At 30.8% G+C, this 14,812-nt stretch carries 13 protein-coding genes and 2 riboswitches; of the genes, 8 read left to right on the top strand and 5 right to left on the bottom strand.

From position 1 onward, the window contains the following. Positions 1-54: 54 nt before the first annotated feature. Positions 55-786 carry a type 1 glutamine amidotransferase gene (locus CKL_RS13215; protein ID WP_012103043.1) on the bottom strand — a complete coding sequence of 244 codons (732 nt, stop codon included), beginning with the start codon at positions 784-786 and terminating at the stop codon, positions 55-57. A gap of 27 nt (positions 787-813) precedes the next feature. Beyond that, a complete protein-coding gene (locus CKL_RS13210) occupies positions 814-2,172 on the bottom strand; it encodes a Mur ligase family protein (protein WP_049759171.1) in 1,359 nt (452 codons plus the stop codon). A gap of 504 nt (positions 2,173-2,676) precedes the next feature. Here CKL_RS13210 and pckA point away from each other — a divergent pair. From pckA to lgt, 3 genes are all read left to right on the top strand, one after another. After that, complete coding sequence (gene pckA, locus CKL_RS13205; protein ID WP_012103041.1) at positions 2,677-4,263, top strand: phosphoenolpyruvate carboxykinase (ATP); 1,587 nt, start codon at positions 2,677-2,679, stop codon at positions 4,261-4,263. Between the two features lie 177 nt (positions 4,264-4,440). After that, positions 4,441-5,274 (top strand): undecaprenyl-diphosphate phosphatase, encoded by an 834-nt coding sequence (locus CKL_RS13200; RefSeq protein WP_012103040.1) that lies wholly within the window; start codon positions 4,441-4,443, stop codon positions 5,272-5,274. A gap of 97 nt (positions 5,275-5,371) precedes the next feature. After that, positions 5,372-6,139 carry a prolipoprotein diacylglyceryl transferase gene (lgt, locus tag CKL_RS13195; RefSeq protein ID WP_012103039.1) on the top strand — a complete coding sequence of 256 codons (768 nt, stop codon included), beginning with the start codon at positions 5,372-5,374 and terminating at the stop codon, positions 6,137-6,139. Between the two features lie 35 nt (positions 6,140-6,174). Here lgt and CKL_RS13190 read toward each other — a convergent pair whose 3' ends face one another. Next, positions 6,175-7,392 carry a S1C family serine protease gene (locus CKL_RS13190; RefSeq protein WP_012103038.1) on the bottom strand — a complete coding sequence of 406 codons (1,218 nt, stop codon included), beginning with the start codon at positions 7,390-7,392 and terminating at the stop codon, positions 6,175-6,177. 238 nt (positions 7,393-7,630) lie between these two features. On the opposite strand from CKL_RS13190, the gene CKL_RS13185 reads away from it, so the two are divergent. From CKL_RS13185 to CKL_RS13165, 5 genes are all read left to right on the top strand, one after another. Beyond that, a complete protein-coding gene (locus CKL_RS13185) occupies positions 7,631-9,016 on the top strand; it encodes an MATE family efflux transporter (protein ID WP_012103037.1) in 1,386 nt (461 codons plus the stop codon). Between the two features lie 39 nt (positions 9,017-9,055). Beyond that, positions 9,056-10,744: a TaqI-like C-terminal specificity domain-containing protein gene (locus tag CKL_RS13180; protein ID WP_012103036.1), complete on the top strand. Its 1,689-nt coding sequence runs from the start codon at positions 9,056-9,058 to the stop codon at positions 10,742-10,744. Then, positions 10,741-10,950 (top strand): hypothetical protein, encoded by a 210-nt coding sequence (locus tag CKL_RS13175; protein WP_041700830.1) that lies wholly within the window; start codon positions 10,741-10,743, stop codon positions 10,948-10,950. The genes CKL_RS13180 and CKL_RS13175 overlap by 4 nt, the downstream gene beginning before the upstream one ends. Positions 10,951-11,065: 115 nt before the next feature. Further along, positions 11,066-11,166: riboswitch (purine riboswitch) on the top strand. A 76-nt stretch (positions 11,167-11,242) separates the two neighbouring features. After that, positions 11,243-12,649, top strand: a complete 1,407-nt coding sequence (locus CKL_RS13170; RefSeq protein ID WP_012103035.1) for an NCS2 family permease — start codon at positions 11,243-11,245, stop codon at positions 12,647-12,649. A gap of 219 nt (positions 12,650-12,868) precedes the next feature. Further along, positions 12,869-13,459, top strand: a complete 591-nt coding sequence (locus tag CKL_RS13165; protein ID WP_012103034.1) for a YdcF family protein — start codon at positions 12,869-12,871, stop codon at positions 13,457-13,459. A gap of 53 nt (positions 13,460-13,512) precedes the next feature. Here the strand turns inward: CKL_RS13165 and CKL_RS13160 are convergent, their stop codons facing one another. Both CKL_RS13160 and CKL_RS13155 read right to left on the bottom strand, forming a co-directional pair. Further along, entirely contained in the window at positions 13,513-13,704 is a 192-nt protein-coding gene (locus CKL_RS13160; RefSeq protein ID WP_012103033.1) for a hypothetical protein, read from the bottom strand. 235 nt (positions 13,705-13,939) lie between these two features. Beyond that, the gene (locus CKL_RS13155; protein ID WP_012103032.1) at positions 13,940-14,527 is read right to left on the bottom strand and encodes a GDSL-type esterase/lipase family protein; all 588 of its coding nucleotides are present in this window, start codon (positions 14,525-14,527) and stop codon (positions 13,940-13,942) included. A gap of 179 nt (positions 14,528-14,706) precedes the next feature. Further along, a riboswitch (purine riboswitch) is annotated at positions 14,707-14,807 on the top strand. The last annotated feature ends 5 nt before the right edge of the window (positions 14,808-14,812 follow it).

Raw genomic sequence — 14,812 nt, 5'->3', positions numbered from 1 at the left:
CGAAAATATATTCTAATCTCTTTTACCTCTTATATGAAAATAGACCAGGGGAAGCTATGATTTTCTCCTGGTTTCCCTTGTTATTATAAAATTTTTAGCATGTATTTCCAATTCATCGTCTAAAGGTTCCAGTGTTACGGTACCATATTTTTTTGTAAGGGCTATACTTATGAATCTATCTGCCAGTTCTGGATTTTTAGAAAGAAGAGAACCATGAAAATATGTACAAAAACAATTTTTATATATGCACCCCTCATAACCATCTTCACCATTATTTCCATAGCCTACAATTACTTTTCCAAGGGGTTCTAAGTCTCCGATATAAGTTCTTCCAGAATGGTTTTCAAAACCCACATAGGTCTCCTTAAACCGTTCGTTATATATTACAGTATTTCCTATGAATCTTTTATTACCACCTTCGGTGTAAATATCCAGTACATTAAGGCCGGAAAGTTTTTCACCCTGAGAAGTGGAATAATACTTTCCTAAAAGCTGGTATCCTCCACAAATTGATAAAAATACATTTTCATTTTCAATGTAATTTAAAATACCCTCCCTTTTATTTTTAACCAGATCCTCAGATACTATGGATTGTTCATAATCTTGACCGCCTCCAAAAAAAGCTATGTCGTATTTAGATTCATCAAAAGGATCTCCTAGCGATATATTAAATATGTTTACATTTATGCCTCTTTTTTGTGCTCTGTATTTTAAAATAAGTATATTTCCTAAATCCCCGTATACATTTAGTAAATCAGGATATAGGTGACATATATTCAATTCCATTTTATATAACTCCTTATTGAAATATTTTTACCAAAATTTTTTAATATAACCTTTAAAATTGAGAAATTTTCTGAAGTTTATCATGGCAGTATAAGTGGCGAGTACATATACTGTGTTCAATTTGCAATTTTTTATTTCTTCAGTAAGAGATTCATAGGTCTCGGAGATTATAAAGTCCTTATCTGGCAGGCCGGCGATTTTCAATCTTACAGCCATATCATAAGGTCTTATACCAGAAATCATTATCTTATCTATATTTAAAGAGGATAGCTTTTCAAAATTAACATCCCATATCCAGGAAACATCTCTTCCATCTGCATAATTGTCATTTAAAAGTACTACTAGATTGAAGGTTCTGTTGTCGAGGCTTAGGGTATTTATAGCCTGATCATAGCCTGCGGGATTTTTTACCAAAATTATCTTAACTTGTTTATCCCCTATCTTTATGTTTTCATGTCTCCCAAAACTACTTTTTTGATTTTTTAGGGAATTGTATATATTAGAAATAGGTATATCGCATACCACAGCTACAGAGTATGCACACAGAGCATTGTACATATTATATGTACCGGGCTGATTTATATAATATTCTTTTCCGTTTATAATTACAAGAGAACCCTCTGGGGTCTGTTCCTTTATTTCATCTAAAGTATAGTCTAATTCAGGGCGTTTATATCCACAGTTAGGGCAATAGTAATCTCCTAAATGATTGTATGTAAGAAAATTATACATGTAAGGGCTTTTACATTTTTTGCAGAACTTTGCATCAGAATTAAGGGACACTTTTTTGCCTTTAGTAAGAGAACAATTAAATCCATAATAAATAGTTCTATTTGGTAGATTTAAATCTCCAAGCAGAGATTCGTCGCCATTTAAAACTAAATTTGTAAGAGGAACTTTTTCAATTCCCTGGATAATTTTGTTTAATGTGGAGTAAACTTCACCGTATCTGTCCAGTTGATCTCTAAATAAGTTAGTAACAGTTATAATCTCCGGTATTACATAGCTTGTGAATAGGGGTATATTTGCCTCGTCACATTCTATTACTGCATATTTTGTGCTGCAGCATTTTTTAAATGAGTAATTTTCTACAAAGCAGGACACTATTCCTGTAAGCATGTTAGCTCCTGTGTTATTTGTAATTACATATTTTTTTGCATCTTTTAGTATATTATATATCATGCTTGTGGTTGTAGTTTTACCATTTGTACCGGTGATAATTATAATTTTATAGTTATTACATACAGTTTTTAAAATATTTTTATCTAATTTTAATGCAACTTTTCCAGGAAAATTACTTCCTCCTTTAAATAAAATTTTTGATAATTTTATTACAATTTTGCAAATAATAATACTAAAAAAAGAATTTATATTAATTTTGCACACCACCTTTTGTCTAGACACATTAATCATATGCGAACTATATAAGCTTTAAGGTAACTCTTAAATATTATAATACAATATGAGAATTTTTACATCAAAAAAGTAAAAGTTATCTATTAATTCTTATATTTTAATAGAATTTTAAATGTCATAAAATTATATTTGAATATTAACATACTACAAGTATACAGTTTGTGTATAAATATAAAAAATAATATATTGAAAGGAAATGTTATGGAGATAAATTTCTAAAAAATATATGTATTAGAATTTAGTTCATTAAAATTTAAAGAAATAACTGTGAAGGATGTAAAAATTAAAGTTGCATAAATAATATAGCACATAGGGAAAAAGTATAACTTATATAAGAGTTTTTTAAAATATATATTATATTAATGCAAGGATAGTGATAAAAGTGCTGCATAATAAAAATAAAATAATCTTTTGTGTTGCATTTTTCTATAAATGGTGTAATATATATAATATAAAATATTAGGGGGAAGTAGTATGAGTATAGACTTATCGTATTTAAATATTAAAGAATATAAAAATGTGTATAAAAATTTATCACCTGCGAAATTAGTACAGTTAGCTATGGAAAGAGGAGAAGGATGCCTATCTAATAAGGGGGCTTTAATAGTTAATACAGGAAAGTATACAGGCAGATCCCCTAAGGATAGATTTATAGTTAATCAGGATAGCATAAAGGATAAAATAAACTGGGGAAGTGTAAATTTATCTATAGAGGAAGAAATTTTTGATAAAATGTATGATAAAGTTTTAAACTATTTGAAGAATAAAGATATTTTTGTATTTGATGGATTTGTAGGAGCTTTAAAAGAGTACACTCTTCCTATAAGGGTTATATGTGAAAAAGCATACGAGGCTTTATTTGCCAATCAACTTTTTAGAAGACCAACGGTGGAAGATTTACAATCTTTTATACCTGGATTTAATGTAATAGCAGTACCGGACTTCAAATCCCAAGGGAAAGCAGATGGTTTAAATTCAGAGGCTTTTATATTAATAAATTTTGATAAGAAAATTATACTGATAGGAGGAACCCAGTATTTAGGCGAAATAAAGAAATCCTTATTTTCTGTAATGAATTTTTTGCTGCCTGAAAAAGGAGTTCTTCCAATGCATTGTTCTGCCAATATAGGAAAGGATGGCAAGACATCCCTCTTCTTTGGACTTTCAGGAACGGGGAAAACCACTTTATCAGCGGATTCAGAGAGAAAGTTAATTGGTGATGATGAACATGGATGGTGTGATAAGGGAGTGTTTAATTTTGAAGGGGGATGCTATGCAAAAACCATAAGATTGGATAAAGAAAAAGAACATGAGATATATAATGCCATAAGATTTGGTACTGTACTTGAAAATGTAGTTACGGATGAATATGGAGTACCCGATTATAATGATGGAAGATATACAGAAAATACAAGAGGAGCTTATCCTATTGATTATATAGATAATATAGAAAAAAGTGGAGTTGGGGGAAATCCTGAGACTATTATATTTTTGACAGCAGATGCTTTTGGTGTAATGCCTCCTATATCCAAGCTTTCAAAGGAAGCTGCTATGTACCATTTTATGTCGGGGTACACTAGTAAAGTATCCGGCACAGAAAGAGGCATAGTTGATCCGGAAGCGACTTTTTCATCTTGTTTTGGGGAGCCATTTATGCTTATGAATCCTGCGGTATATGCTAAATTGTTGGGAGAAAAAATAGACAAACATAATACAGAAGTGTATTTAGTAAATACAGGATGGTTAAGTGGCGGCTATGGAAAAGGAGATAGAATAAATCTCCCTTATACGAGAGCTATGATTAGAGAAGCTTTAAATGGCAAATTTAAAAATATTGAATTTGTAGAGCATCCTATATTTAAAGTAATGATGCCTAAAGAATGCCCGGGAGTTCCAAAAGAAATGTTGGATCCTAAAAATACCTGGACAGATAAACAGGCTTATGATGCAGCTGCAAAAGAATTAGCTGCAAAATTTAATGAGAATTTCAAAAAATTTGGTAGTGTTTCAGAAGATATAGTTAAAGCAGGCCCTGAGATTAGACGCTTTACCTGCATATAAACTTATAGAAAACTGTTTTCTTTATTGTTATAGAAAACAGTTTTATTTTATCTTTAAATTAGGTCATATATTTTGTGTAACAATTTATTAATAATATAGTAGTTGTGGCAAAGCTCATAATGATAGTATAATAATAGTTGTTGTAAAAATTAAAAATATAGAGAGTGAGTGGAAATAATGGAATTAATCTTTATTATTAAAGCTGCTATTATTGGGGTGGTAGAGGGCATAACGGAGTTTCTGCCAATATCTTCTACAGGACATATGATAATGGTGGGGGATTTGATAAACTTTAAGGCACCAACTTATGATAAAGCTTATATAAACATGTTTGAAATTGTAATCCAGCTGGGAGCTATACTTGCTATAGTGGTTCTTTACTGGGATAAAATATTTAATTCACTTAAAAATATTAAACCGGGTAAATGGGGATTTAAACTCTGGGTTATTATCTTAATTGCATTTTTACCTTCTGCTGTGCTGGGGGTCATATTTAATAATCTTATTCAAGAGAAACTGTTCAACTCAATTACGGTGGCCTCTGCACTAATAGTTGGAGGAGTACTTATGATATATATGGAAAATAAATATAGAAGGGGAAATAGTACTAAAAATATTGAAGATGTGAATATTTTTCAGGCTTTTAAAATAGGATGTTTTCAATGCCTTGCACTGTGGCCTGGAATGTCAAGAAGCGCGTCTACAATAATGGGAGGATGGATAAGCGGACTTACCAATGTGGCTGCAGCAGAGTTTTCTTTTTTTCTTGCTATACCAACTATGATAGCTGCATCAGGATGGTCTCTTATAAAAGTAAAAATAGATATGAGTATAATGCAAGTTATTGCCCTATCTGTTGGATTCATAGTTTCATTTTTAGTGGCCTTAGTGGTAGTGGAAAAGTTTATGAATTTTTTAAAGAGAAAACCTATGAGGGTTTTTGCCATATATAGAATATTTATAGGTATAATAGTACTTATATTAACTGTTACAAAAGTTATAAGTGTTTAAAATAATATTACCTAAAATGTATATACTAACAAAAGCATCGCTAATATGCTGTGATTTTTCTATGATTTTTAATTCATAAAGAAAGGTTGTAATACTTATGGATCCCATAGCTTTTTCTATTGGTGGCTTTCAAATCAGGTGGTATGGAATAATGATAGCCCTGGGAGTTTTAGCAGCTCTCATTTTAGCTAATTTAAATTGTAGATATAAAGGGTATAATTTTGATAGTTTAATAGATGTATTTTTAATATCTTTTCCTCTGGCTATTATAGGGGCTAGAGTTTATTATGTTGTTTTCCAGTTTCAAGATTATAGAAACAACCTCATGGATATATTTAATATAAGGCTGGGGGGGCTTGCTATTCATGGAGGTATTATATTTGGACTTGGAGCAGCTTACATAGTTTCCAGATACAAAAAAATGGATTTTATAAAATTGTGGGACTGCTTTGCACCTTCTATAATTCTTGGCCAGGCAATAGGTAGATGGGGGAATTTTTTTAATGGAGAGGCTCATGGAGGAATTGTAGGTTATGAATTTATAAGTAAGTTTCCTTTATTTATACAAAGAGGAATGTATATAAATGGCGATTACTATAATCCTACATTTTTGTATGAATCCCTTTGGGATTTAATAGTATGTATTATTTTAGTTTATATTTTTAGAAAGAAGCATAAAAGAGGAACTGTAATATGTACTTATGTTGGATTGTATTCACTGGGAAGATTTTTTATAGAGGGACTGAGAACGGATAGTTTAATGATTGGACATATTAGAGTTGCCCAATTAGTTAGTTTTATAGGGATTGTATTGAGTATAAGCTTCTTTGTATACTTAAAAGGTAGGGGTAAAAGAGTTGATTAATGTAATTTAAGGGCTGGATGAACAGCCCCTAATATTTATTCTGATAATTTTAAGTCCAATTTTTTGGTAGAGCCATTTCTATATACTACCATAGAAACAGTGTCGCCAGATTCATGGGTAGCTTTTATAGTATTTATTTCACTTATGGACTTAACAGACTTACCATCAAATTTTTGTATAATATCTCCTGATTTCAATCCTGCTTTTTCAGCAGCACTGAATTCTTCTACTTCAGCTACATATACACCTTCTGGAAGATTATATTGCTTGGATAAAGTGGAATCTATATCCCTTCCTGCAATTCCAATTTTCAATACTGGCTTTAAAAGGCCCGTTAATTTGGATTTTACTGTATTTATAGGAATTGAAAAACCTATACCTTCAACACCATTTCCACCTATTTTAGCGGAATTTACACCTATCACCTGTCCTAGTGAATTCACAAGAGCTCCTCCACTATTTCCTGCATTTATAGCTGCATCTGTCTGCAGAAAAGTTTGAGTGGTATTTCCGGTATTTATTTCTCTTTTGGTAGCGCTTATGATACCGCTTGTTACAGAGCCCATGAGTTCTTTACCTAGAGGATTTCCAATAGCTACCACAGAATCACCAACTTGAACTTTATCCGAATCCCCAAGTTCTGCTACAGCAGGCATGGTAGTGGATTGAGTAACTTTTATTACAGCTAAGTCCTGATCTGCATCATAGTTTATAACTTTGGCAGGTACTTCTTTCTTGGTACTCAGTATTACAGTTATACTCTGAGCACTTTGTACTACATGGTAATTGGTAAGTATATATCCATCAGAACTTATTATTATTCCAGATCCCATTCCATCATCTTCCTCAGTGTCACCATTATTTGAGAAGCCAAATACATTATTTTGAGAAATAGTCTTAATAGATACTCCAACTACCGCAGGACTTACTTTTTTTGCTATTTCAGCTACAGTAAGACCATTTGTACTTGTAGTAGATATGGTAGATGCTTTGGTCTGCGAGGTAGTAGATGTATTGGTGTTTGCACTTGAATTAATACTTTCATAAAGTGGTGTGTTTTTGAAAAAAGTTGTAGTTGGTATCAGATATAAAAATGCTGCTACTGATACACTTCCTCCTATCAAGCTGGATATTAATCCCACTGCTATATAGGATAAAAGTCTTTTAAAATTGGAAGTTTTTTTAAATTTATCTCTAAAGTCGTACTTTACTATTGCTTTTGAAGTATTTTCACCGTTATTAAAGTTATCCATACAAGGACCCTCCCTTAAATTAATATAACCATTTTATTATTATATAATAAATGCGTTTTGTTACAGTTGTATGTCAGAACTGTTAATGAGTTATGACAATTTTGTTGAATATGTGTTACGATTATTTAAAAATAATAATTATGATAGGAGATATATTATAATTTAATATATAGAATTTGTTTTACAATAAAACAGAAAAGTATTACACTTAAATGTGTATGAAGGAGGTGCTTTTTATTTGGAACGTTCTATTAAATTAGGAAATGAAAAAGTAAGTAAATTGCTGCTTGAGTTTTCTATACCAGCTATAGTTGGTATGCTAGTGAATTCATTATATATTGTAGTAGATAGAATGTTTATAGGAAGAGTTGTAGGGGCTATGGCTATATCTGGAGTAAGTTTGACATTTCCCATAGCAATAATAGTGATGGCGTTTGGTATGTTGGTAGGTATAGGAGCTGCCGCAAGAATATCTATAAAACTTGGGCAAAATAATAAGCAGGGAGCCGAACACATATTAGGTAATGCACTAGTACTTCTTATAATAGTGTCTATTATAGTAACTGTATTAGGGCTTATATTAGTGGATCCCATGCTTATAGCCTTTGGAGCAAGTAATAATACCATAAGTTATGCCCGGGAATTTATTACTATAATACTTTGTGGCTCCATATTTCAAATAATAGGATTTGGACTTAACAATGTGATAAGATCAGAAGGAAATCCTAAAAAAGCCATGACCACAATGCTTATAGGAGGAATAACAAATATAATACTGGATTTTATATTTATATATATATTTCATTTTGGTATAAAAGGAGCTGCTTTTGCTACTGTTATCGCTCAATGCATAAATATGATATGGGTGTTATACTACTTTTTGAAGGGAAACAGTATGCTTAAGATAAAAAAAGGAAATTTAATATTGAAATGGGAAACGGTTATAAGTATATTTTCCATAGGTATGTCTCCTTTTGCCATGCAGCTTGCAGCTAGTGTTGTAAATATAGTATTAAACAGGAGTCTTGGAATATATGGAGGAGATCTGGCCATAGGTGCCATGGGAATAATAAATGGAATAGTTACTGTAACTCTTATGCCCATATTTGGAATTAACCAGGGATCTCAACCGGTAATTGGTTTCAATTATGGAGCAGAATTATATCCCCGTGTGAAAAAGGCACTGAAGCTGGCTATTATAGCTGCGACTGTAATATCTACTGCAGGAGCACTATGCGCTCATATTTTTCCCAATATTTTGGTAGGGTTTTTTAATAAATCAGATGCTAATTTGACTGCTATAACAGTAAATGGAATAAAAATATATATGTTGTTATTTCCTGTGGTAGGATTTCAAGTAGTAAGTGCTAATTTCTTCCAAGCTATAGCAAAGGCAAAGGTCTCTATGTTTCTAGCACTTTCAAGGCAGGTAATAGTGCTTATTCCAATGCTTTTTTTATTACCCCATATTTTTGGACTTAATGGTGTATGGATGGCAGCACCTGTATCCGATGGAGTAGCTTCTATACTGACAGGGATATTTTTAATGGTTCAAATCAAAAAACTGAATTCTAAGGATAAAATGGATCCATCTGGTAATAATATATCTCTAGGAGAAATATAAGTATTTTTGGATTTTTAAGGAGAGGAGAAATATGAGCTTATGGAGAAACGCTATGACTCTACTGTACTTGGCGAGGTTTATGAAAAATCAATGAACAAGTCAGAAAGAAAAGAAAGGGGAAGTTTTTATACCCCTTATTTTATAGTAGAATATATAGTAGAAAATACCTTGTCAAATTTAGATGTTAAGTTAAATCCTTTTGTTAAAGTACTGGATCCTTCATGTGGAAGCGGCTATTTTTTATTGAAGGCATATGACATTTTAATGAGAAAATTCAATGAAAATTTAGAAAGTATACGATGTAAATTTAAAGATGAAAGGTATATTATTGAAACTAAAAATGGATTGAAAAATATATATGGGTTAGAATACTGGCAGTATTCTAACCTGAGTTATCATATACTTAAAGAATGTATATACGGGGCAGATTTGGATGAAAAAGCAGTAGAACTTGCCAAAATAAACCTGATAGGAAAAAGTGGAATTAATTTTAATTTTAAAAATAATATTATATGCTGCAACAGTCTGATAAGATGGGAGAAAGAACATAAGGAACATGAATTTTCACACATAGGAGAGTTTTGGGAACAAAAATATGACTATATACTTGGAAATCCTCCCTGGGTTTCTTTGAGCAGAAAGCATAAAAAGGATATAGAGGATAATTTGAAAGAGTACTACAGTAAAAATTACGAGGGTAATACATATCTGCCTAATTTGTACGAATATTTTATAAAAAGATCTATGGAAATTTTAAAAGTAGGGGGAAGATTTGGGTTTATAATTCCAGACAGATTGGCAAGCAATCTTCAATATAAAGATTTCAGAAAAAAGTTGCTTGAAAAATATAATATAATAAATGTTGTATTTGAAATAAAATTTCCAGAGATAAATACAGATACTATGATTATAATAGCTGAAAACAAGTATAGTAGACACAATAAAATAAAAGTAAATGTATATAAAAAAAGTATATATAATGTAGAGCAAAATGAATATACAAAAAATTTGAATTGTGAATTTTTCTATTATCATAGTAGTAAAAGTTTACATATAAAAAATTCTATTGATAAAAACAGTTTAGTACTTGGTGATATATGTAAAACTTTTACAGGATTTATAGGATATAAGGAAAAAATAACTCCTTTTAGATTGAATAAAAACCAAGTTGAAATATTAAAGGGTGAGAATATAAAAAAGTTTCAGGTATTAAATAATTATTACTATGATTTTATTCCCTGTAACATAAAAGGGGGAACTAGTGATATAAAAAAACTTACAACCAAAAATAAAATAATCATAAGGAAAACAGGAAAACATTTAATATCAGCTTTAGATACAAAAGGGAGTATAATAGAACAATCACTATATGGTATAATATGCTTGGATGAAAGGTTTTCTCCCTATTATATTCTAGGATTATTGAATTCAAAATTAATTCAATGGTATTATTTAAATTTTCTAATAACTAATGCTAACTCCACCCCCCAAATCAAAAAATTTAGTTTGGATAGGATCCCTATAATAAATTCTAGTACTGTATACGCAAATAATATAGAAAAATTAGTGAGTAAATTGATTCACCAAAGAGAACAAAATGATATGTTTGAAAAAAAGTTAGATGAGGCGATATTTCAGTTATATAATATTGATTATAATTATAGAAGTATTATATTGAAGGATATAGAAAATATGATAGGATTGAAAAAAGGAGGGAACAATGTATGATTACTTTAATCGGTATTATAATGATAATTTTAACTTTTTGCCTTATATTATCAGTAATAGGAGTTATAGTGCTGCCAATGGTAGGAATAGTAATGGTTATAGCTTTATTTATGGCACTAATTGGCATAGCTTTTAAAATAGTATTTTCTATTCCCTTTTTAATAGTAATTATAATATTGTATATTTTATATACTGCAAGAAAGTAGACAAGCTATAAACCCAATTTATCATAACTGTGTATTAGGATATATTGTTAACTTTTTTAAAACATAAATATTGACTTATTACATATATAATGATAAGATAATTACGTAAATTTACTAAATTTTTCGATAAATCATTCGTATAATCTTGATAATATGGTTCAAGAGTATCTACCAAGGCACCAAAAATCCTTGACTATGAGTGAATCACGGGAAAGTAATATTTTTTATTATTTTCTAATTTGGATTGCCCGTAATTCATGTTAGAAATTTTTTTATTTTTGGAGGTATTAATATGAATGTTGAAAAAACCAAGCTGGACTCATTTTTTAAGTTAACAGAAAATAATACCAGTGTAAAGACAGAAATTATAGCGGGAATCACCACCTTTATAACTATGGCCTACATAATTTTTGTAAATCCCAATATACTTATGCAGGCAGGGATGAATTCTCGGGGACTTATGGGAGATGCAGCTGTAAAAGCTGGATTGTCCGTAGCAAATGATCCTTTGGTGGCTTCTGTATTTGCGGCTACCTGTATAGCTGCGGCAATAGGAACTCTTATTATGGCACTCTATGCAAATCTTCCTTTTGCACAGGCACCGGGAATGGGGTTAAATGCATTTTTTACTTATAGTGTCTGTTTAGGCATGGGATATACATGGGAACAAGCTCTGTCAGCAGTTTTTGTTTCGGGAGTAATTTTTATAATAATTACTGTAACTTCTATAAGAGAAAAAATTGTTGATGCCATTCCACGAAATTTAAAATTTGCCATATCAGGAGGTATTGGACTTTTTATAGCCCTAATAGGTCTTAAGAATTCAGGCATTATAATATCGGATGCGGCTACATTGGTTGCTTTTGGAAAATTGACTAGTCCTGGAGTATTGCTGGCTATTATAGGCATTTTAATTACAGCTGTGCTTATGGCAAGGAATGTTAAGGGATCAATATTGATTGGGATAATTTTAACTACGATAATTGGCATACCTTTTGGAGTAACCCATCTTGCTGGAATAAAGGTAATAAGTGCTCCACCTTCGCTGGCACCTACATTCCTGGCTTTTGATTTTAAGGGTCTCTTTAGTGTGGAAGCAGGAGTAATAGGGGCCATTACCAGTGTACTTACAGTAATTATTACATTTACTTTAGTTGATTTATTTGATACTATAGGAACTTTGGTTGGAACGGCTGAAAAAGCAGGTATGGTTGATGAAAATGGAAAGTTCAAGAACATGCATAAAGCTCTTTTTTCAGATTCAATAGCAACTACTGTTGGCTCAGTGCTTGGAACCAGTACTGTTGTTACATATGTAGAATCTACATCGGGGGTGTCAACAGGTGGAAGAACAGGACTTACTTCTGTTACAGTAGGAATATTATTCATACTTGCATTATTTTTCTCAGGGATAGTTGGAATAGTTCCAACACAAGCTACGGCTCCAGCACTTATAATTGTAGGAGTGCTTATGATGGGAGCAGTTACTAAAATAGATTTTAATGATTTTTCAGAAGCGCTTCCAGCTTTCTTTGCTATAGCATTCATGCCATTTAGTTATAGCATAGCAAATGGTATAGCTGCTGCAGTAATATTCTATCCAATAGTTAAGATTGCTACAGGAAAATACAAGGAAGTTCATCCTATAATATATGTACTTGCAATATTATTTATATTTAGATTTGCCATGCTGGCATAAAATCCATGTTAAATCTATTTGAATTTGTTATTGACATTTTAATTAAAAAATTTTGAATGAATGTAAGGCAAGCTCGTTGAAAGCTAATAGTTTTCAACGGGTTGTTTTTATTTAATGTTAAAATTTAACTAGTTATTAATAGATTGTTAAATCATATTGGATTGAAATTATATCTTTAATAATTTATGATATTAAAGAGGATAATTTTAGGTGGTTTATATGAAAAAATGTATTAAATTTGTATTGTATTTTATAATTGTTATATTTTTACTTGCTTTAATAACAGAAATTCAGATAATTTATTTTGGGGAAAATGCAAAACCTAAAAAATCAGATTGTATAATTGTGCTGGGATGCAGGGTTTATGGCAGCACTCCGAGTCCTTTTCTCATATGGAGGTTGAATAAAGGTCTTGAACTTTATGATAAAGGCTATGGAGATTATATTATTGTTTCTGGAGGAAAAGGCCCGGGAGAAAATATATCAGAAGCTAAAGCTATGAAGAATTATCTGGTGTATAAGGGAATAGATTCATCAAGGGTAATAATGGAAGATAAATCTATGTCTACCATGGAGAATTTATCAAATTCTAAAAGGGTAATGGAGGAGAAAGGTCTTAAAACTGCAGTAATAGTATCTAATAAATATCATTTAAAAAGAGCATCTTTAATGGCTGAGAGTCATGGGATAGAGGGAAGCTATTCAGGGGTATTTGTGTATACCTATAAGAACAGGGAAATTACAGGGTATATCAGGGAAATACCTGCTCTGTGGAAATATTATTTGTATAAACTTTTTAAAGTATATTAATACCATAAAATATACCTTATAGCTTGGCTATAAGGTATGAATTTCAACCTGTATTAATCTACGAAACTATTCCAGTAATTTGAATAATCAAGGACTATTGAATCTGCCTTTGCATTTTTTACATTATAGTAATCAGCTAGTCCCTTTATAAAATCCTCTGCTGGTATTCCAGATTTGGATATTAAATCTGTTACCTGTTTCTTTATCTCTTCGGGTATATGGGAAAGGCAGTAAGTAGTATTCATTTTAATAAATCCTCCTCTATAATATAAGTATTTAGTAAAACACATAGTATAATTTTAAATATTATATAACTTATATTTCGATTTAAGTATACCACTTTGCTCATTAGAATTCAATAAAGAGTAGGCTAATACCAAAATGTTTATCCCAAGGTTATATTTAGCCACACCACCAGTTTGTACAAGATAGTGTGTTTTAGACTTTAAAGGCATTAAGGAAAGTTAGTGATTGTTTATCCTATTTTATTGGAGTTTCATTAAAAAACTTGATAATACATTCTGCTATTAATTTATGGCCTGTTTTTGTGGGATGTATACCATCTATAAATAGGGAATTGTTAGATGATATCTTTGATTTTTCCAAGAAACAGTGGTGAAAATCTATATAATGAATGTTATTTTTGGTGCAAAAGTCCAATATCCAATTTCTATAATGGTTCAGTAGAATATTTATTTTATCATAATCTACAGTTCCATCCCATTTTCTTTCAGCCAGTGTTTTATCTATTATGGGTTCTGTGCCTACTATAGGGATTATTCCTTCATTTAAAGATTCTTTTATTATTTCAGTTAAATTGTCTGTTACAAGTTTTAAACGTCTGCCAGCCATAAAGTCATTAGAGCCTCCAAGTATAATTACATGAGTCGGATGATTCTTAACCACATCTCTATAGGAACGGGATAACATTCCAGGCATGGTATCTCCATTTATTCCTTTGTTCAAAACTTCAATTTTTAATAGGTCTCTTATAAGAGATACCCAACAATCTTCTTTAAAGACTCCATATCCCGAAGTTAAACTATCTCCTAAGCATACTAATTTCATTGAAAATACTTTTCCTCCTTGCGATAAATTTTTTGTTTTTGATATTATCACAATAATGTTCGTAATGGTGTGAACATTATTGATGTAAAATGTAATGCAATTTTAAAATACACGAATATTGAATTGAAAATTAAGTCTAATATATTGAACTATATAATTTCATATGTTAATATAATTATATCATAAACAAATAAAGTATCCATATAATCCTAATAATGTGGTTTAGGAGTTTCTACAGGAAGCCGTAAATTTCCCGTCTATGGATGAATTCCTTTAAAGCTTGAT

The organism is Clostridium kluyveri DSM 555, from assembly GCF_000016505.1.
In the GTDB taxonomy this organism is placed as follows: domain Bacteria; phylum Bacillota; class Clostridia; order Clostridiales; family Clostridiaceae; genus Clostridium_B; species Clostridium_B kluyveri.
Note: the sequence above shows the minus strand (reverse complement) of the source record. Positions and strands in the feature narration are given on the sequence as shown.